The organism is Kosakonia sp. ML.JS2a (assembly GCF_025642095.1).
In the GTDB taxonomy this organism is placed as follows: Bacteria; Pseudomonadota; Gammaproteobacteria; order Enterobacterales; family Enterobacteriaceae.
This window is the reverse complement of record NZ_CP106754.1, coordinates 2,138,716-2,161,980: the sequence shown is the minus strand read 5'-3', so window position 1 is coordinate 2,161,980 and position 23,265 is coordinate 2,138,716. Positions and strand designations below refer to the sequence as shown.

Genomic DNA, 23,265 nt, shown 5'->3' with positions numbered 1-23,265 from the left:
TTCAATCCTCGCTGGCGACAATTTCTTCAATCGTCCAGGGGTGGAACTTCACCGTCACCCTGCCATCTGTCACCGCCAGCGTCGGGTTTGGCAGCCGCTCGCGTTCGCCTTTAGGTGAGCTGGTTTTTACTGCCACCCCTGGCTGGCTCAGACCTTCGTCCGCCAGAAGCGCCAGCGCGCGCGCATTCAATGTCTCCGGCGCACCCGGCAGCACGATCTCGATATGTTCCCAGCCTTCATGGGGATAGCGTTTTTCACCTGGCCACGGCAGCTCAACAACGGTGAATTGCCAGTGCGCAACGCACAGTGGTTCATGCAGTTTAAACAGGCAAATCGGTCGACCATTGATCATGTTATCGGAGAGCAGTTCGCCGCACTGTTCAAAACCGCGCCGCCAGCGTTCTGCAGTGGTATTTTGGTGGCAACGCAGTGAAATATGGTCGGCGTTTAATGGTGCGATATTCAGTCCAAGACGGGTAGTGAATTTCTGCAAGTCGTCAGTGAAACGCGGCAAATCTTCCACGATATCCTGCAACTCTTCGATAGTTTGCCAATTACTCATAACAGTGCTCGTAAGTCATAACAAAGCGCATAATCTACCGTGTTATGCAGTGCTGACGCCACCGGGCATTTGCAGTATACTCCCGCCTTTATTAAACACCCGGACGCCGCCCCTGTTACGCGGCGTCCTAAATGTAAGGTATCCCGGTGAATATTCAGGCTCTTCTCTCAGAAAAAGTCAGTCAGGCCATGATTGCTGCAGGCGCTCCCGCAGATTGCGAAGCGCAGGTACGTCAGTCCGCAAAAGTTCAGTTTGGCGACTATCAGGCTAATGGCGTGATGGCAGTTGCAAAAAAACTGGGCATGGCGCCGCGACAACTGGCCGAGCAGGTTCTGACGCACCTCTCTCTTGACGGGATTGCCAGTAAGGTTGAAATCGCCGGTCCGGGCTTTATCAATATTTTTCTTGCGCCGGAATTTCTTGCGCAGCAGGTCACCCTGGCGCTGGCGTCGGATCGTCTGGGCGTCACCCGTCCGCAGCCGCAAACCATCGTTATCGATTACTCTGCGCCGAACGTGGCAAAAGAGATGCACGTTGGCCACTTGCGTTCCACCATCATTGGTGATGCCTCCGTACGGACACTCGAATTTCTCGGTCATAATGTGATTCGCGCGAACCACGTCGGCGACTGGGGTACCCAGTTCGGTATGCTGATCGCTTATCTGGAACTGCAACAGCAGGAAAACGCGGGCGAAATGGCTCTGGCCGACCTGGAAGGTTTCTACCGTGAAGCCAAAAAACATTATGACGAAGACGCCGCCTTTGCCGAACGCGCGCGCGGTTATGTGGTGAAACTGCAAGGCGGCGACGAGTACTGCCGTGAAATGTGGCGCAAGCTGGTTGACATCACCATGAGTCAGAACCAGAAAACCTACGAACGCTTAAACGTCACCCTGACCCGTAAAGATGTGATGGGCGAAAGCCTGTATAACCCGATGCTGCCGGGTATTGTTGCCGATCTGCGGGCGAAAGGCCTGGCGGTCGAGAGTGAAGGCGCGACGGTGGTATTCCTCGACGAATATCAGAATAAAGAAGGTGAGCCGATGGGCGTCATTATCCAGAAAAAGGATGGCGGCTACCTCTACACCACCACGGATATCGCCTGCGCCAAATACCGCTATGAAACGCTGCATGCCGATCGCGTGCTCTACTACATCGACTCCCGTCAGCACCAACACCTGATGCAGGCGTGGACGATTGTGCGCAAAGCGGGCTATGTGCCGGATTCCGTGCCGCTGGAACACCATATGTTCGGCATGATGCTGGGCAAAGATGGCAAACCGTTCAAAACCCGCGCGGGTGGCACGGTTAAACTTGCCGATCTGCTGGATGAAGCGCTGGAACGCGCCCGTCGTCTGGTGGCGGAGAAAAATCCGGATATGCCTGCCGAAGAGCTGGAAAAACTGGCGAACGCTGTCGGTATTGGCGCCGTGAAATATGCGGATCTGTCGAAAAACCGCACCACTGACTACGTGTTCGACTGGGACAATATGCTGGCCTTCGAAGGCAACACCGCGCCGTATATGCAATATGCATACACCCGTGTGCTGTCGGTGTTCCGCAAAGCGGGCATTGAAGAAAGCGCGCTGGAAAGCGCCCCGGTGGTGGTGAGCGAAGAGCGCGAATCTCAGCTGGCTGCGCGTCTGCTGCAGTTTGAAGAAACCCTGAGCGTGGTTGCCCGCGAAGGCACGCCGCATGTGATGTGCGCTTATCTGTACGATCTGGCTGGTCTGTTCTCTGGTTTCTATGAGCATTGTCCGATCCTCAGCGCGGAGAGTGACGAAATCCGCCTTAGCCGCCTGAAACTGGCGCTGCTGACCGCAAAAACGCTGAAGCTTGGTCTGGATACGCTGGGGATCGAGACCGTCGAGCGTATGTAAGTGTTAATGCCGGGTGGCTGACACGCGTGTTACCCGTCCTGCCCAATCGCACTTGCCCTTATCGTCAGGCGTAAAAAACCACCTGCATAGCAGGTGGCATTGATAGCGCCCCATAGGGGCGTACTAAGTCCAGACTCTGAGAGCCTTCCCTTCACACCTCTTTTAGTGGAAGTTGGCTCTCTTCAACTTCATGCTTTTCCTGGTACTTCACGTACTTTCTTATCATTTCTTCGTTTATACCTACGGTATCCACGCAGTAACCCCGTGCCCAGAAGTGATTGCCCCACAACTTATTCTTCCGTAGGTAAGGAAATTTACTGAACAATCGAAGGGCTGTTTTACCCTTTAAGTGACCTATTACATGGGAAATTGAAAGCCGTGGTGGCACTTTTACCAGCAAATGAACATGATCTATCTGGACATTCAGCTCCACCACTTCTATCCCGAGCTGTTCACTTGAGATCCTTATCTGTTTATAGACCTCTTTGCCAACATTGTTCCTCAGGATGCGAAATCGGTACTTGGGTGTCCAAACGATATGATATTGACAACACCAGAGCACATGAGATGCTCTCTGGAATCTACTCATGGTTAAATCCTTATCAGTTATGGGGATAACGGATTCGGATTTTCCCATGAGTAGCATTATTGGCAGAGCCAACTTGTTGCTGACCACCTCCATAGGAGGTGGTGTTCATGCAAGGATAAAAAACCCCGGAATTCCGGGGTTTTTCTTTTGCCGTATCGTCAGAAATATTTGCGTAAATACTCCGTCAGGCAGAGCATCGCCATCGCCTGGCCATACGGCATGGAGGTCAGTGGGATCTCACGATAAAACGCCAGATTACTGCCCATCCCGGTACCAAACGACACCTGCAACAACTCCCCTTCCGGCGAAATGTGGCCGACAATCGCCTTCACCGCTTTTTCCGCCACTTCTGCGTAATCGGCGCTGATATAGCGCTTACGCAGCGCTTTCAGTATGCCGTACGCAAACCCGGCGGTGGCGGAAGCCTCGAGATAAGAGTCGGCATCATCCAGCAGCGTATGCCACAACCCACTCTCATGCTGACAATTGGCCAGCGCGGCGATCTGCGCATTCAACACCTGCACCAGATAGCGGCGCACCGCGTTATTTTCCGGCAGATCCACCAGTTCGAGGAAGTCCGGGATCACGATGGTCAACCAGCTATTGCCGCGCGCCCAACGGGCACGGGCGAAGTTGTGCTGCCCGTCGTAATTCCAGCCGTGGAACCACAAGCCAGTTTCTCTGTCCATCAGGTTCTGCACATGGAGCAGGAACTGATACACCGCCTCTTCGACATACTCCGGCCGGTTAAGCAGCTTACCAATTTTTGCCAGCGGCAGAACGGTCATCATCAGGGTGTCGTCCCACATCTGCTGGTGGTTTTCCTCCGCCAGCGTGATGTGCTGCATACCGCCATGCTCAGTGCGCGGCATCTCGTACATTGCCCACTCAGCCCAGCTTTCCAGCCACGGCAGATAGCTCGGGTTGCCGGTTTCTTCATAGCGATACGCCAGCGTCAGAAAGGGCGCCATGGTGTTGACGTTCTTCGTGGTGGCGCCTTCGGCAAAGCGGTCAGCGAACCAGTTATCAATCACCTCGCGGACGGTTTCATCCCCTGTCTGGCGATAATACTGATACATACCGTACAAACCGACACCGTGTGTCCACTCCCAGCCGGCCCAGCCTTTGGTATCAATCACACGCCCATCGTCGAGCCGCAATAAAAACTCGCCGGTGTTATCGTGAATATTCACCAGGTTATGCGTGATCTTGCGGATCAACGCCTTCAGTTCATCACGGGCGATAAAACGCTCTGGCTGACGCAATAACGGACTGTGTTTGACAGGCCAAACCTTCATATTTCTCACCTCAGTTATAAGTCGATTTCAGTGACGCACCTTTCTTCAGTGAAGGCGCGGCAGGTTTATTACGATTCAGGTAGCCGATGTTGTTATTGCCCCACAGCGATTCGTATGGCATCCCCGCCAGCATCTCCACGGTTTCACGCGCTTGTGGTGTGATGTTTTCCGGCATGGCGCGACCGCTTTGGCGCATTTTGGCCGTCTCTTCGCGCAACACGCTGTGGGTTTTCAGGTTCAGTTTAAAGCGCAGCGAGACAAGGAAGCCGCAGCACAGCACCGCAATGGTGCCGAAGCACATGATCATCAGGATGGTATGACTTACTTCCGGCACCTGCGTTTTTTGCCCGGAAACAAAGCCCGACGCCTGCATCACAATCCCCACCAGCATCACCGCACCTGCCTGCGAGGCTTTGCGTGTCAGGGTCATAATGCCAGCGAAGATACCTTCGCGACGCTGACCGGTCACCACTTCGTCAATATCGGCAATGTAGGTGTAGGTATTCCACGGAACATAGTTGATACCGCCACGGCCCAGGCCCGCAATGGCGGAAACCAGCAGCAGCAACGCATAAATGTCGCTTAATCCCGCCCAATAAAGGACACCGTAAGAGGCAGCACTCAAACCAAACAACACCACGACCATACGGTACGACGGCGCAGGTCCGAAGCGGATGCACAACGGGATCATGGCGATAACGGCGATAAACTGGAAAATCGCCATCGTGCCGAGCAGGTTAGACGCGAGGGAGGCTTCCTGCATCAGCACGAACACCACGTAATAGGTGAATACCGCGTTAAATACGTCTTGTGCGATGTAACCGCCGAGGTACATACCAAGGTGCTGGCGGAAAATTTTGATACGCAGCGTCGAGCTAAGCTCAACAAACAAGCGGCGCAGACTCTGACCAAGGGTGAGGCTCTTTTTCTCTTCCTCTGCGCGCAGAGCCGCTTCTGTCCACTCTTCTCGCGGGCGTTCCCAGGTGAAACACCAGACAAACGTCAGCATCATTGCGCACAGTACCGAGAACACCAGGCTTGCGTAGAAGAAGGAGATCGGGTTTTCTTTACCGAAGTGCGTCAGCAGAATACCGGGCAGGAAAGAGGCCAGAATGGCTGACATTTGCGCCATAGAAATGCGCGCCCCGGAGAATTTGGTTTTCTGTTTAAAGTCATCTGTCATTTCCGGTACCAGCGTTTCGTACGGTACCAGAATCATGGTGTAAACCACATCGAACAGCAGATAGGTCAGCAGGTAATACCAGAAACTCATCTCCCCTACCCACATAATCGAGTAGCTGAAGACACAGGGAATACCGAGCAGGATAAAGAACTTACGACGACCGAAGCGTTTACCCAGCCAGGTTGTGCCAAAGTTATCGGTTAAAAAGCCCATCAGCGGACTGACGACAGCATCCAGCACCCTCGCGGCTGCAAAGATAAATGTCGCTTCGATAGGCGTCAGGCCACAGAAGGTTGTGTAGAAATAAAGTAACCATGCTGCGGTCAACGCGGTCGTGCCCGCCCCCAGAAAATCGCCTGAGCCGTAGGCGAGGTAATTAGCCAATCCAATTTTTCGTGTTTTCATTGCCGTCAACCCTATTCATTATTGGGGACCCCTGGCATTACGGCTGCGCCAAAGGAAATTCTTACACGGCTAAAGTAAGAGGATGCGCCATGGGAAACCTTTCTGTTTCTGCCAGTAAAAGGGCGGCACTGGCAAAAATGCAAAGAGAGCCATCACGCGCTTCACTGATTTATAAAACAGCGTTTCTTTTGCTTCAAAAGACGGGGTCAAAAATGAGATGCCAACAGCAAAATCCTGCCAAACGGCAGGATTTACGCGACGAAGAAGACTAACTGATTGAGAGGGTTAACAACGAAACGGCTACCCGTTGTTGGCAGGCTGGCGGTAATTGACGATCACCTGATTACTCTGCACTTTCAACGCCGGTATCAGGCGCCCGCCACCAGGGACTTCCCAGACAAAACGCAATGGTTCAATGGCCGGGACACCGGTAAAGCCGGTGGTTGTGCCATTCTGACCATCAAGCTCAACACAGCGTGTTTGCGAACAGAGGCGAACTAATAAGCCCGCCGGGGTCGGCCCATTCAGTTCATAACGCCAGGCAACCAGCGTCATTAAGCCGTTCACCGGCTGAGATGAAGCCAGCGGCGCTGACGAGGCGGACACACCACGATTATTCAGCGTAATGCCAATACTGCTGGCCTGCCACGCGCCCTCTCCGGCGGCGTGAGCAAACAGCGGTAACGCAAGTAACCAGGCAAAATAACGCATTACTTCCCTCCGATAGTGGCCGTCATACGGATATTGCGGTTATCCGACATTTCCATATTCGACAACACCACCAGTTGCGGCAGGCTGCGACGTAAGAAGCGGGCCAGCAACGGACGCAACGCATGGTTGACCAACAGCACCGGCGGCGCGCCCAGCATTTCCTGGCGTACCAACGCTTCCTGAGTCTGTTCGAGCAGACGATCGGCCAGCCCCGGCTCCAGACCGCCACCGCCCTGAAGGGCCTGCAGCAGCAAACGCTCCAGCGGGGTATCAAGGCCAATCACCTGAACTTCGTCATTGCCCGGGAACCACTGTTGGGTAATAGCACGCCCCAGCGCCACACGCACGACGGAAGTGAGTTCGTGCGGATCGTTCTGCATCGGCGCGTGTTCTGCCAGCGTTTCCAGAATCGTGCGCATATCGCGAATCGCCACTTTCTCGGACAGCAGATTTTGCAGCACTTTATGCAGGGTGGTCAGCGTGACCACGCCCGGCACCAGATCTTCAGTCAGCTTCGGCATTTCCTGGCTTACCCGGTCAAGCAACTGCTGTGCTTCCTGGCGGCCAAACAGTTCCGATGCAAACTGACCAATTAAATGGTTGAGGTGTGTCGCCACCACGGTACTGGCTTCCACCACCGTAAAGCCCTGGATCTGCGCCTGCTCTTTCAGCGCGCTCTCGATCCAGATAGCCGCCAGACCAAAGGCCGGGTCAACGGTCTGTTCACCAGGTAACGTACCGGCTGCGGTGCCTGGGTTTATCGCCAGCCAACGGCCCGGATACGCCTCACCGCTACCAATTTCAACACCTTTCATCAGGATGCGATAACGGGCCGGTGGTAAATCCATGTTGTCACGGATATGCACCACTGGCGGCAGAAAGCCCATATCCTGCGCGAATTTCTTACGAATACTGCGAATACGCCCCAGCAGTTCGCCATCCTGCTGGAAGTCCACCATCGGGATCAGACGATAGCCGACCTCCATGCCCAGCGAGTCTTCAAGCTGCACATCGCTCCAGGTGGCTTCCACCGCCTGCGTGTTTTCCGGTAATTTGACCGGCATGGCTTCCACTGGCGCTTTCTGTTCTTTACCACGTAACCACCAGGCAAGGCCAAGTAACGCACCGGTAAACAGCAGAAACACTAGGTTCGGCATCCCAGGCACCAGACCCAACAGCCCCAGAACGCCTGCACTCAGCATCATCACGCGCGGGTTGGAGAAGAGTTGCCCCACCATTTGCTGGCCGACGTCTTCGTCGGTGCTGACACGCGTAACAATAACGCCCGCCGCGGTGGAGATAACCAGCGCCGGGATCTGCGCAACCAGGCCATCACCGATGGTCAGAAGCGTATAGCTTTCAGCCGCGTCGCCCATTGACAGGCCATGCTGCAAAACCCCTACCAGCAGACCGCCGATGATGTTGATCACCATAATCAGGATACCGGCGACGGCATCCCCACGAACAAATTTACTCGCACCGTCCATTGAACCGTAGAAGTCCGCTTCTTGCGTCACTTCTGAACGGCGGCGTTTTGCTTCGTCTTCGCCAATGATCCCGGCGTTGAGATCCGCATCGATCGCCATCTGTTTACCCGGCATCCCGTCAAGCACGAAACGCGCGCCAACTTCAGCGATACGTCCGGCACCCTTGGTGATAACCATAAAGTTGATGATGACGAGGATCACGAACACCACAATACCGATGGCGAAGTTACCGCCAACGAGGAAGTGGCCGAATGCTTCTACCACCCGCCCTGCCGCGGCGGAACCGGTATGCCCTTCCATCAGGATGATACGGGTCGAGGCAACGTTCAGCGCCAGGCGTAGCAAAGTCGTGAACAGCAGGATGGTCGGGAACGCAGCGAATTCCAGGGTGCGCTGGGTGAACATGGCCACCAGCAGCACCATGATCGACAGCGCGATGTTAAAGGTAAACAGCAGGTCGAGGACAAACGCTGGCAGCGGCAGCACCATCATCGACAGAATAAGCATGATGAGCACCGGCCCGGCAAGGATCTGCCATTGGGTCGATTTCAGATTGCTGGGCAGACGCAGCATTGCTACCAGATTAGCCATCAGTGTCCTTCTCATTCAAAAAGTCCAGCGCCTCTGGCACCGGAAGATTCTCAGGTTTAACGGGTCGTTGTCCGCCTGACAAACGCCAGCGTTTCAACTGCCATACCCACGCCAGCACTTCGGCAACCGCCGCATAGAGCTGACCTGGGATTTGCTGACCGATCTCAGCATGGCGATAGAGTGCACGCGCCAATGGCGGTGCTTCCAAAATCGGTACGCGATTTTCAGTGCCCAGTTCGCGAATACGCAGCGCCACCAGCCCCTGCCCTTTCGCCACCACTTTGGGCGCGCTCATTTTGTTCTCGTCATACTGCAACGCCACGGCGTAGTGCGTCGGGTTGGTGACAATCACATCGGCTTTTGGCACATCGGCCATCATCCGGCGGCGCGCCGCCGCGCGCTGCATCTGGCGAATACGGCCCTTCACATGCGGGTCGCCTTCGCTCTGTTTAAATTCATCGCGGATATCCTGACGGGACATGCGCAATTTTTTCAGGTGGCTGTAGATCTGCCAGAACACGTCAAATCCCACCATCGGGATAATGCTCAACGCCACCAGTAATGCACACAGTCCGGTCAGGTTAAGGGCGCTGGCCATCGCTTTAAACGGCGACTCGCTCATCAGACGCATCATGTCCGGCCAGTGGTGCCAGAGAAATACGCCCGCCACACCGCCCATAAACAGCGCCTTCATCAGCGCTTTAACAAGCTCGGCCCCGACCTGCGCAGAGAACAAACGCTTAATCCCGCTTAACGGGTTCAGTTTGGAGAACTGAAACGCCAATGATTTGGTGCTGAATACCAGCCCCCCGAGCATCACCGGCGCAACTAACGCAATGATCACGACGCCGGTCAACAGCGGCAACATGGCTATCAATGCGTTTTTCAGCATGATGATAATTTGCCCAAGGATCAGGTTCTGGTCATTGACGATATGGTGATCAAAACGTAACCCGGTGGAGAGCATGATTGACAACCGACGACCGAATGCTTCCCCACCAAACCACAGAATGCAGATGCCCGCCAACATGATAAGCACGGATGTCAGCTCTTTGGATCGGGGGATCTGCCCTTCTTCGCGCGCCTTTTCTAGTCGGTGCGCTGTGGGGGCTTCTGTTTTGTCGTCGCTGTCTTCAGAGGCCACGGCGTACATCCACGGGTTACAGGTTTGATGACATAATGCCAGAGTCAACACGGTCTAATGGGCAGAGTAAGGCATAAAAACGGGGGGTTTTCGCCATTTGAGCAGGGCAATATCTGCGCTGTTGCAGCGATAAATGTGGAGTTAAAACGGCGGGAAAGCCAAAAAGCGGGTAGTCTCTCCCCTGCCCGCTTTTTGGTAATATACTGATTCTAAAAAGATTAGAAGCCCAGACTGTCCAGCAAATCGTCCACCTGGTCCTGGCTTGCCACAACGCCCGCTTTGGTGGCGTCGAGCTGAGGTCCGTTGAGCAGGCTGTCGTTTTCGCGTTTCGGACGCGCGCTCTGATCCGGGATGTTTTCCAGCAGGACCATCAGCAACTGACGTTCGATCTCCTGAACCACATCCATCATGCGTTTGATAACCTGACCGGTAAGGTCCTGGAAATCCTGCGCCATCATGATGTCCATCAACTGTGCGTTGGTGAAGCTGGTATGCCCCGGGACGTCACCCAGATATTTACGGGTATCGGTCACCAGTTCACGGGCGTCCGCCAGCTCGATGGGGTTTTCAAACCACTCGTCCCAACGCTTGCTCAGGTCTTTCGCACCACGTTCCATCTCATCCTGATGTGGCTGAGAGGCTTCCACGCTGTTCAGCGCACGTTCTGCCGCTTGCGCGGTCATTTGTACTACATAGTCCAAACGATCACGGGCATCGGGAATCGCCTCCGCTGCTTCAGCAATCGCCTGGTCCAGACCCAATTCGCGCAAGCTGTCGCGCAGCATGCGAGTCAGACTGCCGATCCGGGCAATAATATCGCTGGGTGAATGTTCTTCCACTGGTTTAATCGAAGGTTGAATCATTTATCCAGTCCTCACATGCCAAGTTTCTCGAAGATCTTGCCGAGCTTCTCTTCCAGGGTTGCTGCCGTAAACGGTTTCACTACGTAGCCGCTGGCACCCGCCTGCGCTGCAGCGATAATGTTCTCTTTTTTCGCTTCGGCCGTTACCATCAATACCGGCATGGAGGCCATGCTGCTGTCCGCGCGGATGGTTTTCAGCAACTCCAGCCCGTCCATGTTCGGCATGTTCCAGTCAGAGATGACAAATCCAAAGCCGCCGGCCTGGAGTTTATTCAGCGCGTCAACGCCGTCTTCGGCTTCTTCGACGTTGTTGAACCCCAGCTCTTTTAACAGGTTGCGTACGATTCGACGCATCGTGGAAAAGTCATCCACAACCAGAAATCTGAGCTCTTTATCCGCCATAAAATTTTACTCCTAGTTCAAATACGTATTGCCTGTCCGGCACTGATTTTCGCCAGCATCTGCTGGCTTACCTGGCTAAGATCGACCACTTCGCTGACGCCACCCATATTGATAGCTTCGCGCGGCATGCCGAACACCACACAACTTGCTTCGTTTTGTGCGATGGTCCAGGCGCCTGCCTGGTGCATCGCTAACATTCCGGCTGCGCCGTCGTTGCCCATCCCCGTGAGAATAACCCCCACGGCGTTGCGCCCCGCATATTTCGCCACCGAATGAAACAGCACATCCACAGCCGGACGGTGTCGGTTTACCGGCGGTCCGTCGTGGATCTTAATTTGATAGTTTGCCCCGCTGCGCGCCAGTTCCATATGTCTATCGCCGGGCGCAATGTAGGCATGTCCTGGCAATACGCGTTCACCGTCTTCGGCTTCTTTTACGCTTATCTGACACAGCTTATTCAAACGCTCAGCAAATGAGCGGGTAAAACCCGGCGGCATGTGCTGAGTGATAAGAATACCAGGACTTGAGAGAGGCAATGGCTGGAGTACATGCCTAATTGCCTCTGTTCCTCCGGTTGATGCGCCAATTGCCAGCAATTTTTCCGAGCTGAGTAGCGGCCCGGCTTTTAATGTGGCCGGTACTGCCATCGGTTTATGCGCCGACAGACGTGCGCGCGAAGCCGTACGTACCTTCTCGGCGATCATCTCGCTATAGGCCAGCATCCCTTCACGAATACCGATCTGGGGTTTGGTGACGAAGTCAATCGCCCCCAGTTCCAGCGCACGCAGTGTCACTTCCGATCCTTTTCCCGTCAGGGAAGAGACCATCACAACGGGCATCGGGCGCAGGCGCATTAATTTTTCAAGGAAATCCAGTCCGTCCATACGCGGCATTTCCACATCCAGCGTTAAGACATCCGGGTTAAATTTTTTGATTAAATCCCGGGCGACTAACGGGTCTGGCGCCGTCGCAACCATTTCCATATCACTGTGGCTATTGATTATTTCTGTCATGATCTGGCGCATCAATGCGGAATCATCGACGGACAATACCCTGATTTTACTCATGCTTTATCCTTACTCAGCGCATAAACGGTTTGCCCACGCAGGGTAAACTCACGCACGAGGTTGCTGAAGTTCTCCGAATGCCCGGCAAACAGTAATCCGTCCGGCTTAAGCAGCGGAGCGAAACGATGCAGAATGTCCTGTTGCGTCGTTTTATCAAAATAAATCATTACGTTACGGCAAAAAATTGCGTCAAACGGCCCCGGTACGTTGTATTGCTTGTCCAGCAAGTTCACCGTGGTGAAATCAACGTAGTTCGCCAGTTCCTGCCGGACGCGCACCAACCCGGCATGAGGGCCAGTGCCGCGCATAAAGTAGCGTTGCATCTGCTGGGGCGAGAGCGTCTTCAATTCATCCTGGCGATACACACCGGCGCGCGCTTTTTGCAGCACTTCGGTATCGATATCGCTGGCAAACACTTTCCAGCGCCCGGGGGCCATGCCCAGAGCATCGGCAAGCGTGATGGCAAGAGAGTACGGCTCTTCTCCCGTAGACGCCGCCGCGCTCCAGACCCGGTATTCACCCGTACGCTTACGCGCATGTTCAGCCAGCACAGGAAAGTGATGCCCTTCCCGGAAGAACGCGGTGAGGTTGGTGGTGAGCGAATTAATAAACGCCTGCCACTCTGCGCTGTTCTGGTTCGCTTCCAGCATGCTCAGATAACGACCAAAATCATCTAATCCTAGCGAACGCAAACGGCGGACAAGGCGGTTGTAAACCATGTCGCGTTTGTGATCTGCGAGGACAATCCCCGCACGCTGGTAAATCAATTGACATATCCGACGAAAGTGCGCGTCGGACAGCGCCAGGCGTTGTGTCATCTGCTGTAATATTGATGACGTCTGCCCGCTGGGCATAGATGATGTCATAGCGCCTTCTCAACTAGGTTCAGTATTCAACAGGCACAGCGTTGGGCGGTGCCGCTTGAGGTCTTTCGACCCACTCTTTAATCTTTAACACCGCCGTCAGTACAGTCATAAAATATGACGACAGGTTATTATCACGACAGATCAACTGATGCTCCTTGTCGTTACGCAGGCCTGATAACCGGCTTGCGTACTTCTCTGTGATGTTAAGTCTTCAAGCGGCAAACTATCCGCAAAAAAAGGGTTAAAACGTTTCCCAATTTTCTTCTTGCCCGGCTGTTTGCGGGCGGTTTCTCGCCGGGGTCTGTGCCGCCGGTGTAGAAGCGCGTCGCGCCGGAGCGCCGGATACTGCAGAGAGGCGGAAGGCCGATACCGCCATCGTCAGTAAACTGGCTTGTTCTTCAAGAGCAGCCGCCGCAGCTGCCGATTGCTGCACCAGCGACGCGTTCTGCTGCGTGACGCGATCCATTTCGGATACCGCCAGCGCAACCTGGTCGATGCCACGACTCTGTTCATCAGACGCCGATGCAATTTCACCCATGATGTCGTTCACCCGCGTAACCGCATTAACAATGTCCGACATGGTTTCCCCGGCGCTACCAACCAGTACAGATCCGGTATCGACACGGGAGACAGAATCTTCAATCAAAGCTTTAATTTCTTTGGCTGCCTGGGCACTACGGCTGGCAAGATTGCGCACTTCTCCCGCAACCACCGCAAAACCGCGCCCCTGCTCGCCTGCACGCGCGGCTTCTACCGCTGCGTTTAATGCAAGGATGTTGGTCTGGAATGCAATACCGTCGATGACGCTAATAATATCGGCGATTTTCTGCGAACTGGCTGCGATGTCGTGCATTGTTTTCACTACGCTATCCACCACTTTTCCGCCGCGCTCAGCCGTTTCGGAGGCGCTTTGTGCCAGCTGAGAGGCCTGACGAGCGTTGTCAGCGTTCTGTTTCACCGTGGCGGTTAACTCTTCCATACTGGCGGCGGTTTGTTCCAGGGCGGATGCCTGCTCTTCAGTACGGGAAGAAAGATCGTTGTTACCGGCGGCAATTTCGCTGGTGCCGGCATAAATCGCATCTGACCCCTGCCGAACATTGGTGACCGTTTCGATTAGCGCGTGTTGCATATGATCAACGCTTTGCGCCAGTTCGGTCATTTCACTACGCCCGGCAATGGTCAGCGTATGCGTCAGGTTGCCGCCGGCAATCTCACGAATATGACGGATAACAGACGATAATGGCGACAGGAGAATTCGACGAATGCCATACCAGACTGCCGCCAGCACGATCACCAGCGCCAACGCGAGGATCGCCATCTGCCATTTGGCAAAAGTATAGTCACTGACGCTCTGATCCCAGGCGTTGCGATACAAGTTTTCACTCAACCCGGCGTATTTGGTCATCGCATCACCGAGGGCGTTTTGCATCCCCTGAGTCGGTTGCGCCATAAAACCGTTGATATTGCCGTTTTCAAGGAACTGCACCAGCTCGCTGAGGGCGGCATTATAGGTGCGGTATTTTTCATCCAGGTTCTGGCGCGCGTCATCCATTTCCGGCAGCGAAGGTAGTGCACGGAAGGCGTCGTAATGTTTTGCAGCGTCTGCCAGTGAGCTTTTCGCACTGTTCAGCAGATCGGTTTTCGCACTGCTCTGCTGGTTACCCGGATCGAGCAGCATACGTGCGGAAGAACGACTCAGGTTAATGCGGGTTTGCAGCATTAACTCCCAGGCTTTGCCCAGCTCAGTTTGTTGCATACGCAGGTCATTGGAGACTGCGAAGCTTTGCTGGTTTTGCTTAAGTGACGAGAAAAAAAGACCGCCAGAGACGAGCTGCAACAGTGCAAACACCACCAGCACGCTCATAAGCATTGTAACGACGCGGATACGGTTCAACATGCAACACCTTCTTGATAAGTTCTTAACGGTGTTATCGGCATGCGGCCAGGGAACTTTACATTTGCGAAAGGGAATTAAATTGTGACTTAAAACGCAATATCCACAGTTAATGTATCACTATAAGTTCCCCCGGCAGGTGTGGTCTGGGTGGTAAGGACTTTGGCAGTGTAATTGTAAGTGCGCAGCAAACCATCCGTGCTCACCTGTGATGATGTGCCGCTGGACCAGCGCTCTGCCCCGCTGCTCCCCCAGCGGTTCGTGGTCGCCGCTTTATAGATCTCATAACTCAGACGATTACTGCCACTGGCCATATTGCGTACTCCGCCACTGGCATAACCTCCATCATTAATCCCGACCGTATAGGTACTGCCTTTGGTGCAGGTCACTGCAATGGATTGCGAAACTGTCGGGAAATTGCGTACCAGCGGGGCGCTACCGAAGTTGACGTTCGGTGCACTGATGGTGGTGCAGTCATTGGTGACCGTCATATTCAGTTGCAAACTGGTTGTCGCCGTTCCGGTTTGCGCCGTTGAGCACAGGTTCAGGACGCCCACCGAGCAGACGCTATAGGCCACGCTGAAGTTGAGCGTAACCTGATAGGGCCCGGCCGTTACATTCTGCCCGGCAACCGTCTGAAAGTAGAGCGGTAAGGTGTAGGTGCGCGTTCCCAGCAGCGCCAGTAATACTGCGCCGCTCCAGGTATAGCTGTTGCCACTGATCGTCGCTTCGCTACTATTTGCACAACCGCTTTGCCCGCAAACACGCACCGGAATTGCATCCGTTATGGTTGCGTCATCGGTTCGCTTCAGGGTTCCACGGTTCGATGCGGTAGCCGATGCGCCCGTCAGGGTGAGCGTGACGGAGTCATTCGTCAGCAGGTTGAGGGCCGCATCACACCTGACGATCAGGTTAGCCGTTGTTGTCTGTACATTACTGTTCAGGACAAATGAGGTTACAGAGCCAAACGCGCCGTTGGTGGTGCTGACGGTACACGCCGACCATGCCGGAAATGCGCTGCACAGCAGAACCAGAATCACTATCAGCCGTCGCATTATGGGCTCCTCTGACAAATAAGCGGTCCGTAGGTTTGCAATTTATGATCGGGATTGGCGAGAAGCGTAAAGCGGGCATCGCAGCTGGCGCCGTCCGGCAGCATGACGTGCAGCGTATTGACTTCATCCAGATTTTCCAGCCACGCTATCCCGTCGTACCCCACCGTGGCGTTGGCCTTCCCCTGACGTATTACCTGGCTGGCAACCGGAATGTCTTCGCCCTGTTCATCGTGAAGGATCACGCTGGCAACACGCTCCTGCACCATCGGGAATTCCACCAGATAGCCACTGCGACGACGCAGTGCAATCTTGCGCTCGGTATCTTTTATCTGCGTGTCAGCGGGTAAATCCAGCGTATCGATACGGTAACTGGCCGGGTAATAAGCAGAAACGCCGCTCACCAACAGGTAACCATTGCGATTGGTCTTACCGACCGGCTGGTTCTCATAGTTTACCGGAACCCCGGCATGGCCTTCGGTACTGATCACCGCAAACGCGTCGTTAATGCGGTTGGCGGCAAACAGTTCGCCATCCATGAATACCACCGCCCCCAGCGCTTCCCCCCACCAGGTCATCATGGTGTTTTCACCGTAGCCCCCGCCCTGGAACTCGACATTATTGTTGCGCCAGCCCACCGTGCCTTGTTGATAAAAACGTGACTGCGACTGATTGGCCAACGCCATATTCCAGCTAAAGCCGCCATCAGTAGGCATAGCATGGTTGTAGTTGATACGCTGCGTTGCCCCTGCGTTCGGCGTACTTTCCATGCTGATAGCGGTGCTATCGCTGTCACCAAGCGGAATTTGCAGTGACATCGCGAATGTCCAGTCACCTTGTTGGTTATCGCGGCTTGCCGCCAGGTAAATACTGCTGTCGCCCCACAGATTCCGGCTCCATGACAGGTTCAGCAGTTCCGTTTTTTTATCATCAAAGCTGCGCACGCCAATCCAGGCGGCGCCAACATTGCCATAATCCCCCAACGTAAACGTCAGCGAATATTGATCGGTATTGCGGCTCAGGCTGGCAAACGCGTACTGCCCGGGATCGCGCACATTGGTATAGACCGCACGCTGGTCGTACAACGCCAGGTTACCGAAGCCGCGATTGCGTCGACTGTGCTGTGTGGTGACGCTGAACCGACTGGTGTTGTATTGATAACCCCAGTTGAGCTGGTTGCCACTGGTGCCGAACATTCGGCTCTCTGTCCATGCCCCGTTCACGACACCCAGACGTCCGAGTTTCAGCACGGCCCCGGCACCGCCAAGCACCAGCGATTCTGCCGCTTCCGCATGCCCCTCCAGCGTCATATAATCGGTCATACCATAGCGATACGATCCACTGCCCACGGGCGGCCCGTAATCAAAATTTTCAACGCCGTAACGACGCCGCAGGGAACCCACCGTGATTGCGCCATCGCTCAACCCCGGTTTCAGCAAATTGCTGGCAACATAAAAAGGAAGCGTGGTGCTCACCTGCCGCCCCAGTGCGTCTTTCGTTACCAGCACCGCGTCCCCCGCACCGTTGATGAATGGCATATTGGTGAGGGTGAACGGACCAGGCTGAAGCTGTGTGTTACCCGCGCGATAACCGTTAATAAAGACATCAACCGAGGTCGGCACCGCCGCTTCCCCGGAGAAAGCAGGCAGTGGCCAGGTGATGAGATCCGGGCGCAAAGAGAAGTCGCGGCCATAGCTGATACCGCCAACACGAACGCTGCTGCTCCAGCTTAATGCATCCGAGATCACATCTCCGATGTTCCATTCAATGGCGTCGTCTTCATCGCTGAAGGTCAGCGTAGAGTCGTAACGCACGTATCCCTCTTTTTGCCGCAGATCGCCGGTGAGCGTCTTGCGTACGGTCCCCGTTGAGGAGAGCACGCCATTACCATTGAAATAGCGGAATTCATGCCAGAGCGCCACCTGACCACCCACATGTTCGGTGGTGCTGGTATAGACGTCGTAATTCATTAACGCCCCCCGTCCGTAATGGAGCAGGTTGCGCGGCCCCTCATTATTAAAGTCGGTGAATCGCTCAGGAACCCACTCTTTGGGCACGGACAGCATTAATCGCTGGCCTTCGCTATCGTAGTCAGCATGCACGTCCGGCATGTTTGAGAGATTGACCTCGCCCGGCAGCACATGTTCTGCCGGAATACCTGCCCGAAGCAGGTCGGCGCTGGCAATATAAAAATCCTGCTGACGCCGGGTAACCGGCACCACCTGTTGCGTGTCAAAGTGGTTAATCACCAGACTTAAATGAAACACCGCCTGCTCATTCATCGCGTTTGCAGAGGGCGGCGGCGGTAGCATATCGTCACCTGGCTCAGCCCGAACGGCACTCACCAGCAGCATCGCGGTCAACGCCACGATCAGTTGCCTGCTGATGACTGCCATTGGCTTTCCCGGGCATTGATCGTCGCATTCAGCTCTGTGGGGCTGGTCACGCCTGCTGGCAACGGCCAGCTACGCGCACTGTGCGGCAAAACATACCCGAGTAGTCCCTCGGCAATCTGGCGTGTTTGCCCGCCCTGGCGAGCCGTCACTTTACTTAACCGGACATGCACATCCCCGTTATTGCGAATTTCAAGCGCAGGTTGACCTTTGTCACGCACAATACGCCAGTGTAAGTCACTGGTATCAACCAACGCAGGGTGCGCACGCCCGGCATACGTGGCGATACCCTGACCGTAGACAAACAGCGGAATGGAGTAGCGCATTTGCAGTTTCAGGCCAATCTTCGGCGTCTCCGGATCATCCTTCTGCGGGATTTCGTCAACAATGATGCGATAAGCTTGTTCGACGCCTGCCGGGATTTGCGTCTGTTTAATCAGGCGGATTAACTGCTTACTGCCCTTTTCGATTTGTACGATTGGTGGGCTGGCGACCACATCATGTTGTTGCTGGTAGCGTTCAAGTCCCCCCTCCTGACGCCAGCGCACAATGCGTACCTGCATGGTGGCCGGTGTTTCACCCTGATTCTGGATCCACAATTCGGTCGCATTCGTGTTTGCCCCCATCCACGGATCGATGGGCCACAATAAAATCGTCGCCGCAGCCTGCACATAGCCTGCAGTCATCAGCACGGCTGCCAGCATGAATCCTGCCACCCGGGCGGATGAGGTCGCTTTCATGCACGTCTCCCTTATTACCATGACAAGGTCACGGTCAGTTGATCAGTATAGGTTCCCGCCGGGCTGAACCCGGTCAATGTTGCCGCACCAAAAATGGATAACGCGATGTTATTGCTATCGGTATAGGCAACAGAAACGGACTGGTTAACGCCGATTTCCGTGTTCGCCGCCAGCGTACTGCTGCTGTAGAGCCGATAGGGCACGCGGTCGGTGCTGCCAGTGCGTTGCAGGTTGCGCACCGTGGAGTAATTCTGCCCGCCGTTAATGCTCATGCTTAACGCCACGCCAGGAGTACACCCCAAAGACAGCGATGCGCCAGGCACAAAACTGGTAGAGACTTGCCCGCTTTGAACCCCGGTACGGGTACCGAAATTGAGCGTGCCAAACACACCGCCGCTGCCGCTCGCGACCGAACAGCCCGGCGCTATCGTCGCCCCCACGGTGAACGTCTGCGTCGTCACCGCAAGCGCCCCCTGCCACGCCAGCATTACCAGCAATATCACGCCTGAAATTGCGCGCAGGATCCCTCCGCTTCCCGTGAAGGAAGCGCCAGTGCCGGCTGATATCATGTGCAGAGAATTAGTACGTCACGCTCACATTGATCGTATCGGTGTACGTACCCGGCACGACGCTCACGCTGTCTCCACCGCCGGTGATCCGGCCATAAAGGGTGTAGTTGTCCACACCGCCGCTGGTCGATGCTCTCGGGATATTGGTGTTATTGGTGATGACGTTACTGAAGCCGCTATCGCTGTAGAGGCTGTAGGCAACGCCCTGGGTGGTGTTGGCAGTATTCACTAAATAACGTGCGGGCGTACCAGGTGTTCCGACGACGGTCCCTGGCGCTGTGGAGTTTGTATTGCCCGTGATCTGTACGGTGTAATCCGTGGTCGTGCATTGGATGCCAAAGCTGTTGCCGCCGCTGGCGCCCGTTAATTGTGTGGTTAATTGCGAAAATGTGGCCGGGTGTGTACCAAAATCCAGCGTACCGAAGTTGATGCCATTCTGGCTCGGAGAGCCGTTAATAAGGCAGCCATTCGTCAGCGTCAATGTCGCACCAATAGTGCCGCTGCTGTTTACCGCCTGGGCATTATGCCCGATCAACGCCAGCGTCCCACCTGCAAGGACAATGAGAAGTTTTCTGTTCATCGCTATCGCCTCCGGAAATAAAGCGTGCCGTTAACCACGAATGAATAAGCCACCGGAAAACACGCCAAAAAACAAAGCTGGAATAACTGAAATTTAGTTTACCCCGGACACTTCAACCACTTAGCGAAAGGTTGCAGAATGTAACGAGAATTCTCTTTAATTAAACCAGTTAAATCAATTAATTAAACATTAAAAACACCGTCTTGATGGCTTTATGCAAAGGATATATGAATTAAAATGTGATAAATGTCACTATATATTTCAAAAGCAAAACACAGCCTGCGAAAGCATTTATCCGCATTCCATTTTGGCTACAGAATATATTTTGGGAAGGGAGTGGAGAGAAGAGAAAATAAGGGCGAGTGACGACTGTCACCCGCCCGAATAATTACGCTACGTGGGTCGCAGCGATGTCCAGCAGCGCCATTTCATCGCTGTTGAGCAGTTTTTCGATGTTTACCAGAATCAGCATACGGTCGCCGAGCGCGCCCAGGCCCGTCAGGTATTCGGTAGACAGGGTAACGGCGAATTCCGGCGCCGGACGAATCTGATCGGATGCCAGAGAGAGCACATCAGATACGCCATCCACCACAATCCCCACCACACGCTGGCCGAAATTCAGCACGATAACCACGGTGTTGTCATCATACTCAACGTCGCCCTGACTGAATTTCACACGCAGATCGACAATCGGCACAATCACACCACGCAGGTTAGTGACGCCTTTGATAAAGTCGGGGGTATTGGCGATACGCGTCACCTGATCATAGCCACGAATTTCCTGCACTTTGAGAATATCGATACCGTATTCTTCATCGCCCAGAGTGAATACCAGGAATTCCTGACCTGATGGCTCGCCCGCCAGTTTTGCTACATTACTCATACCGGTCATGTTTTATACCTTTTTAACTAAATCAGGCAGCTGTGTGCGCCATACGATGTTCACGATTTAATCCCTGCAGCGCCGATACGTCGACGATCAGCGCGACACTACCATCACCAAGGATGGTGGCCGCAGAAATCCCCGGCACTTTGCGATAGTTACTTTCCAGGTTTTTAACCACCACCTGGTGCTGACCAATCAGTTGATCAACCAGCAGTGCATAACGACGACCAGCACTCTGCAGAATCACGACGATACCTTGCGTGGCTTCGGTTTTCGCGCCCATGACGTCAAACACTTTCCACAGTTCCACCAGCGGCAGATACTCACCGCGCACTTCCAGTACACGTTCCCCACCCGCGAGCGGGTGCAGATCTTCTTCACGCGGCTGCAAAGATTCCATTACTGCGTTCAGCGGCAGAATGAAGACTTCGTCGTTCACTTTCACTGACATCCCGTCGAGGATAGCCAGCGTCAGCGGCAGCAGAATACGAATTGTTGTGCCAGAACCTTGTTTAGACTTGATCTCAACGTGACCACCCATTTCCTGGATGTTACGTTTCACCACGTCCATACCGACACCACGACCGGAAACGTCAGTCACCTGTTCTGCGGTAGAGAAGCCCGGTGCAAAAATCAGCATCCCCACTTCTTCATCGGTCATATTTTCATGGACGGCCATACCCTGAGAAATCGCCTTCGCCAGGATACGTTCACGGTTCAGACCTGCACCATCGTCTGTCACTTCGATGCAGATGTTCCCGCCCTGGTGTTCCGCCGAGAGGATCAGGTTGCCCACCGGAGATTTGCCGGCTTCAACACGTTTCTCCGGAGACTCAATCCCATGGTCGAGGCTGTTACGCACCAGGTGCGTTAACGGGTCAATAATGCGCTCGATCAGGCTCTTATCCAGTTCAGTTGAACTCCCCTGCAAGGTCAGCTCAACCTGTTTATCCAGCTTGCTGGCCAGGTCGCGAACCAGGCGAGGGAAACGGCTGAAGACATATTCCATCGGCATCATACGGATGGACATCACCGATTCCTGCAGGTCGCGGGCGTTGCGTTGAAGCTGACTCATGCTGGTGATCAGATCGCCATGGGTGACCGGATCCAGTTCGTTGGAACGCTGCGCCAACATTGACTGGGTGATAACCAGCTCGCCCACCAGGTTAATCAACTGGTCCACTTTCTCAACGGCAACACGAATACTGGTGGATTCGCTGGCGCGAGCGGCAGGTTTTTCACGGCCTGCCGGTTGCTCTTTCGCCACCGCTTTCAGCGCAGGCGCCGCAGCAGGTTTCGCCACCGGCACAACCGCTTGCGGCGCGGCTTCTGTCGCATCGTCGACAGCCGCAGTAGCAGCCTCCGCTGTTTCGGCTGCAGCAGGCGCAGATGCCGCCGCAGATTTTTCAAATGCGATTTGGTCGGCTTCAATCACAAAGCACAACACCGCAATGATATCGTCTTCGCCAACACCGCCATCCAGCGTCACGCTCAGGGTATCAGTGCCCTTCACGACATCGCTGAGCGTACCCAGATTGCTGAGCTCTTCTTCCAGTAATCCAATTTCGCTCTCTTTCAGGCGAGACAGAACAATACGCAGTTTACCGTCGCTTTCAGCGGCCGGCGCGGCAGCGGTTTCAGATTCCGGCGCAGCAGCATCAACAACGGAGAGTTTCGCAGCGCTCGCAGCGGCGGGAACAACCTCTCCTTTTGCTTCCAACGCCAACTGGCGCAGAGCATTGCAGATGTATTCAAAGCTGGCGGCATCTGGCTCTTGCGAGCTTTTATAGGCGTCGAGCTGTTCCTGCATAATATCTTTGGTTTCCAAAAACAGGTTGATAATATCGGTGTTGAGCTGCATCTCTCCACGCCGCGCCTCATCGAGCAGGTTTTCCATTAAATGGGTGGTTTCCTGCAAGATGGTGAAGCCAAATGTGCCAGCACCACCTTTTATTGAGTGCGCAGCACGAAAGATGGCGTTGAGCTGTTCTGAATCCGGTGCTTCGGGCACCAAATCCAACAAGTGTTGTTCCATATCGGCCAACAACTCGTCAGCTTCATCAAAAAATGTCTGATAAAAATCGCTAATATCCATGCTCACGCT

The 23,265-nt window shown here is 54.5% G+C and carries 21 protein-coding genes; 2 read left to right on the top strand and 19 right to left on the bottom strand.

Features of this window, described 5'->3' with window-relative positions; genetic code table 11:
- Position 1: 1 nt before the first annotated feature.
- Positions 2-562 carry a VOC family protein gene (locus N7922_RS10375; RefSeq protein ID WP_263100455.1) on the bottom strand — a complete coding sequence of 187 codons (561 nt, stop codon included), beginning with the start codon at positions 560-562 and terminating at the stop codon, positions 2-4.
- A gap of 146 nt (positions 563-708) precedes the next feature.
- Here N7922_RS10375 and argS point away from each other — a divergent pair, with 146 nt between their 5' ends.
- Positions 709-2,442 (top strand): arginine--tRNA ligase, encoded by a 1,734-nt coding sequence (gene argS, locus N7922_RS10370; protein ID WP_263100454.1) that lies wholly within the window; start codon positions 709-711, stop codon positions 2,440-2,442.
- 151 nt (positions 2,443-2,593) lie between these two features.
- On the opposite strand, the gene tnpA is transcribed toward argS, so the two are convergent.
- The 3 genes from tnpA to N7922_RS10355 all read right to left on the bottom strand — a co-directional run bounded on the left by tnpA (position 2,594) and on the right by N7922_RS10355 (position 5,917).
- Positions 2,594-3,031 carry an IS200/IS605 family transposase gene (gene tnpA, locus N7922_RS10365; protein ID WP_025263572.1) on the bottom strand — a complete coding sequence of 146 codons (438 nt, stop codon included), beginning with the start codon at positions 3,029-3,031 and terminating at the stop codon, positions 2,594-2,596.
- 158 nt (positions 3,032-3,189) lie between these two features.
- Positions 3,190-4,329 (bottom strand): glycoside hydrolase family 105 protein, encoded by a 1,140-nt coding sequence (locus N7922_RS10360; protein WP_263100453.1) that lies wholly within the window; start codon positions 4,327-4,329, stop codon positions 3,190-3,192.
- A 10-nt stretch (positions 4,330-4,339) separates the two neighbouring features.
- Positions 4,340-5,917, bottom strand: coding sequence for an MFS transporter (locus tag N7922_RS10355; protein ID WP_263100452.1), 1,578 nt, complete (start codon positions 5,915-5,917; stop codon positions 4,340-4,342).
- 89 nt (positions 5,918-6,006) lie between these two features.
- Here N7922_RS10355 and N7922_RS10350 point away from each other — a divergent pair, with 89 nt between their 5' ends.
- On the top strand, positions 6,007-6,189 hold the full coding sequence (locus N7922_RS10350; RefSeq protein WP_263100451.1) for a hypothetical protein: 183 nt from the start codon (positions 6,007-6,009) through the stop codon (positions 6,187-6,189).
- Positions 6,190-6,217: 28 nt separating this feature from the next.
- Here the strand turns inward: N7922_RS10350 and N7922_RS10345 are convergent, their stop codons facing one another.
- The 15 genes from N7922_RS10345 to cheA form a co-directional block, all read right to left on the bottom strand.
- On the bottom strand, positions 6,218-6,628 hold the full coding sequence (locus tag N7922_RS10345; protein ID WP_263100450.1) for a flagellar protein FlhE: 411 nt from the start codon (positions 6,626-6,628) through the stop codon (positions 6,218-6,220).
- Positions 6,628-8,706, bottom strand: a complete 2,079-nt coding sequence (gene flhA, locus N7922_RS10340; protein WP_263100449.1) for a flagellar biosynthesis protein FlhA — start codon at positions 8,704-8,706, stop codon at positions 6,628-6,630. The genes N7922_RS10345 and flhA overlap by 1 nt, the downstream gene beginning before the upstream one ends.
- Positions 8,699-9,850 (bottom strand): flagellar biosynthesis protein FlhB, encoded by a 1,152-nt coding sequence (flhB, locus tag N7922_RS10335; RefSeq protein ID WP_263100448.1) that lies wholly within the window; start codon positions 9,848-9,850, stop codon positions 8,699-8,701. The genes flhA and flhB overlap by 8 nt, the downstream gene beginning before the upstream one ends.
- A 218-nt stretch (positions 9,851-10,068) precedes the next feature.
- Positions 10,069-10,713 (bottom strand): protein phosphatase CheZ, encoded by a 645-nt coding sequence (cheZ, locus tag N7922_RS10330; protein ID WP_263100447.1) that lies wholly within the window; start codon positions 10,711-10,713, stop codon positions 10,069-10,071.
- Positions 10,714-10,724: 11 nt separating this feature from the next.
- Positions 10,725-11,114, bottom strand: coding sequence for a chemotaxis response regulator CheY (cheY, locus tag N7922_RS10325; RefSeq protein ID WP_263100446.1), 390 nt, complete (start codon positions 11,112-11,114; stop codon positions 10,725-10,727).
- Between the two features lie 17 nt (positions 11,115-11,131).
- Positions 11,132-12,181, bottom strand: a complete 1,050-nt coding sequence (locus tag N7922_RS10320) for a chemotaxis response regulator protein-glutamate methylesterase (protein ID WP_263100445.1) — start codon at positions 12,179-12,181, stop codon at positions 11,132-11,134.
- On the bottom strand, positions 12,178-13,047 hold the full coding sequence (gene cheR, locus N7922_RS10315; RefSeq protein ID WP_061494354.1) for a protein-glutamate O-methyltransferase CheR: 870 nt from the start codon (positions 13,045-13,047) through the stop codon (positions 12,178-12,180). The genes N7922_RS10320 and cheR overlap by 4 nt, the downstream gene beginning before the upstream one ends.
- A gap of 241 nt (positions 13,048-13,288) precedes the next feature.
- Complete coding sequence (gene tar / locus N7922_RS10310; protein WP_263100444.1) at positions 13,289-14,944, bottom strand: methyl-accepting chemotaxis protein II; 1,656 nt, start codon at positions 14,942-14,944, stop codon at positions 13,289-13,291.
- Between the two features lie 86 nt (positions 14,945-15,030).
- Complete coding sequence (locus tag N7922_RS10305) at positions 15,031-15,996, bottom strand: spore coat U domain-containing protein (RefSeq protein ID WP_263100443.1); 966 nt, start codon at positions 15,994-15,996, stop codon at positions 15,031-15,033.
- A complete protein-coding gene (locus tag N7922_RS10300) occupies positions 15,996-18,389 on the bottom strand; it encodes a fimbria/pilus outer membrane usher protein (protein ID WP_263100442.1) in 2,394 nt (797 codons plus the stop codon). Before N7922_RS10300 ends, N7922_RS10305 begins: the two co-directional genes overlap by 1 nt.
- A complete protein-coding gene (locus N7922_RS10295) occupies positions 18,365-19,126 on the bottom strand; it encodes a molecular chaperone (RefSeq protein WP_263100441.1) in 762 nt (253 codons plus the stop codon). The genes N7922_RS10300 and N7922_RS10295 overlap by 25 nt, the downstream gene beginning before the upstream one ends.
- A 14-nt stretch (positions 19,127-19,140) precedes the next feature.
- Positions 19,141-19,614 (bottom strand): spore coat U domain-containing protein, encoded by a 474-nt coding sequence (locus N7922_RS10290; protein WP_263100883.1) that lies wholly within the window; start codon positions 19,612-19,614, stop codon positions 19,141-19,143.
- Positions 19,615-19,705: 91 nt separating this feature from the next.
- Positions 19,706-20,275 carry a spore coat U domain-containing protein gene (locus N7922_RS10285; RefSeq protein ID WP_263100440.1) on the bottom strand — a complete coding sequence of 190 codons (570 nt, stop codon included), beginning with the start codon at positions 20,273-20,275 and terminating at the stop codon, positions 19,706-19,708.
- Positions 20,276-20,663: 388 nt separating this feature from the next.
- The gene (gene cheW / locus N7922_RS10280) at positions 20,664-21,167 is read right to left on the bottom strand and encodes a chemotaxis protein CheW (protein WP_061494351.1); all 504 of its coding nucleotides are present in this window, start codon (positions 21,165-21,167) and stop codon (positions 20,664-20,666) included.
- Between the two features lie 22 nt (positions 21,168-21,189).
- Positions 21,190-23,262, bottom strand: a complete 2,073-nt coding sequence (cheA, locus tag N7922_RS10275) for a chemotaxis protein CheA (protein ID WP_263100439.1) — start codon at positions 23,260-23,262, stop codon at positions 21,190-21,192.
- Positions 23,263-23,265 lie beyond the last annotated feature (3 nt).

Coding starts and splice junctions, on each gene's coding strand:
- N7922_RS10375 (WP_263100455.1), bottom strand. CDS start 562: ATGAGTAATTGGCAAACTATCGAAGAGTTGCAGGATATCGTGGAAGAT.
- tnpA (WP_025263572.1), bottom strand. CDS start 3,031: ATGAGTAGATTCCAGAGAGCATCTCATGTGCTCTGGTGTTGTCAATAT.
- N7922_RS10360 (WP_263100453.1), bottom strand. CDS start 4,329: ATGAAGGTTTGGCCTGTCAAACACAGTCCGTTATTGCGTCAGCCAGAG.
- N7922_RS10355 (WP_263100452.1), bottom strand. CDS start 5,917: ATGAAAACACGAAAAATTGGATTGGCTAATTACCTCGCCTACGGCTCA.
- N7922_RS10350 (WP_263100451.1), top strand. CDS start 6,007: ATGGGAAACCTTTCTGTTTCTGCCAGTAAAAGGGCGGCACTGGCAAAA.
- N7922_RS10345 (WP_263100450.1), bottom strand. CDS start 6,628: ATGCGTTATTTTGCCTGGTTACTTGCGTTACCGCTGTTTGCTCACGCC.
- flhA (WP_263100449.1), bottom strand. CDS start 8,706: ATGGCTAATCTGGTAGCAATGCTGCGTCTGCCCAGCAATCTGAAATCG.
- cheZ (WP_263100447.1), bottom strand. CDS start 10,713: ATGATTCAACCTTCGATTAAACCAGTGGAAGAACATTCACCCAGCGAT.
- cheY (WP_263100446.1), bottom strand. CDS start 11,114: ATGGCGGATAAAGAGCTCAGATTTCTGGTTGTGGATGACTTTTCCACG.
- N7922_RS10320 (WP_263100445.1), bottom strand. CDS start 12,181: ATGAGTAAAATCAGGGTATTGTCCGTCGATGATTCCGCATTGATGCGC.
- cheR (WP_061494354.1), bottom strand. CDS start 13,047: ATGACATCATCTATGCCCAGCGGGCAGACGTCATCAATATTACAGCAG.
- tar (WP_263100444.1), bottom strand. CDS start 14,944: ATGTTGAACCGTATCCGCGTCGTTACAATGCTTATGAGCGTGCTGGTG.
- N7922_RS10305 (WP_263100443.1), bottom strand. CDS start 15,996: ATGCGACGGCTGATAGTGATTCTGGTTCTGCTGTGCAGCGCATTTCCG.
- N7922_RS10300 (WP_263100442.1), bottom strand. CDS start 18,389: ATGGCAGTCATCAGCAGGCAACTGATCGTGGCGTTGACCGCGATGCTG.
- N7922_RS10295 (WP_263100441.1), bottom strand. CDS start 19,126: ATGAAAGCGACCTCATCCGCCCGGGTGGCAGGATTCATGCTGGCAGCC.
- N7922_RS10290 (WP_263100883.1), bottom strand. CDS start 19,614: ATGCTGGCGTGGCAGGGGGCGCTTGCGGTGACGACGCAGACGTTCACC.
- N7922_RS10285 (WP_263100440.1), bottom strand. CDS start 20,275: ATGAACAGAAAACTTCTCATTGTCCTTGCAGGTGGGACGCTGGCGTTG.
- cheW (WP_061494351.1), bottom strand. CDS start 21,167: ATGACCGGTATGAGTAATGTAGCAAAACTGGCGGGCGAGCCATCAGGT.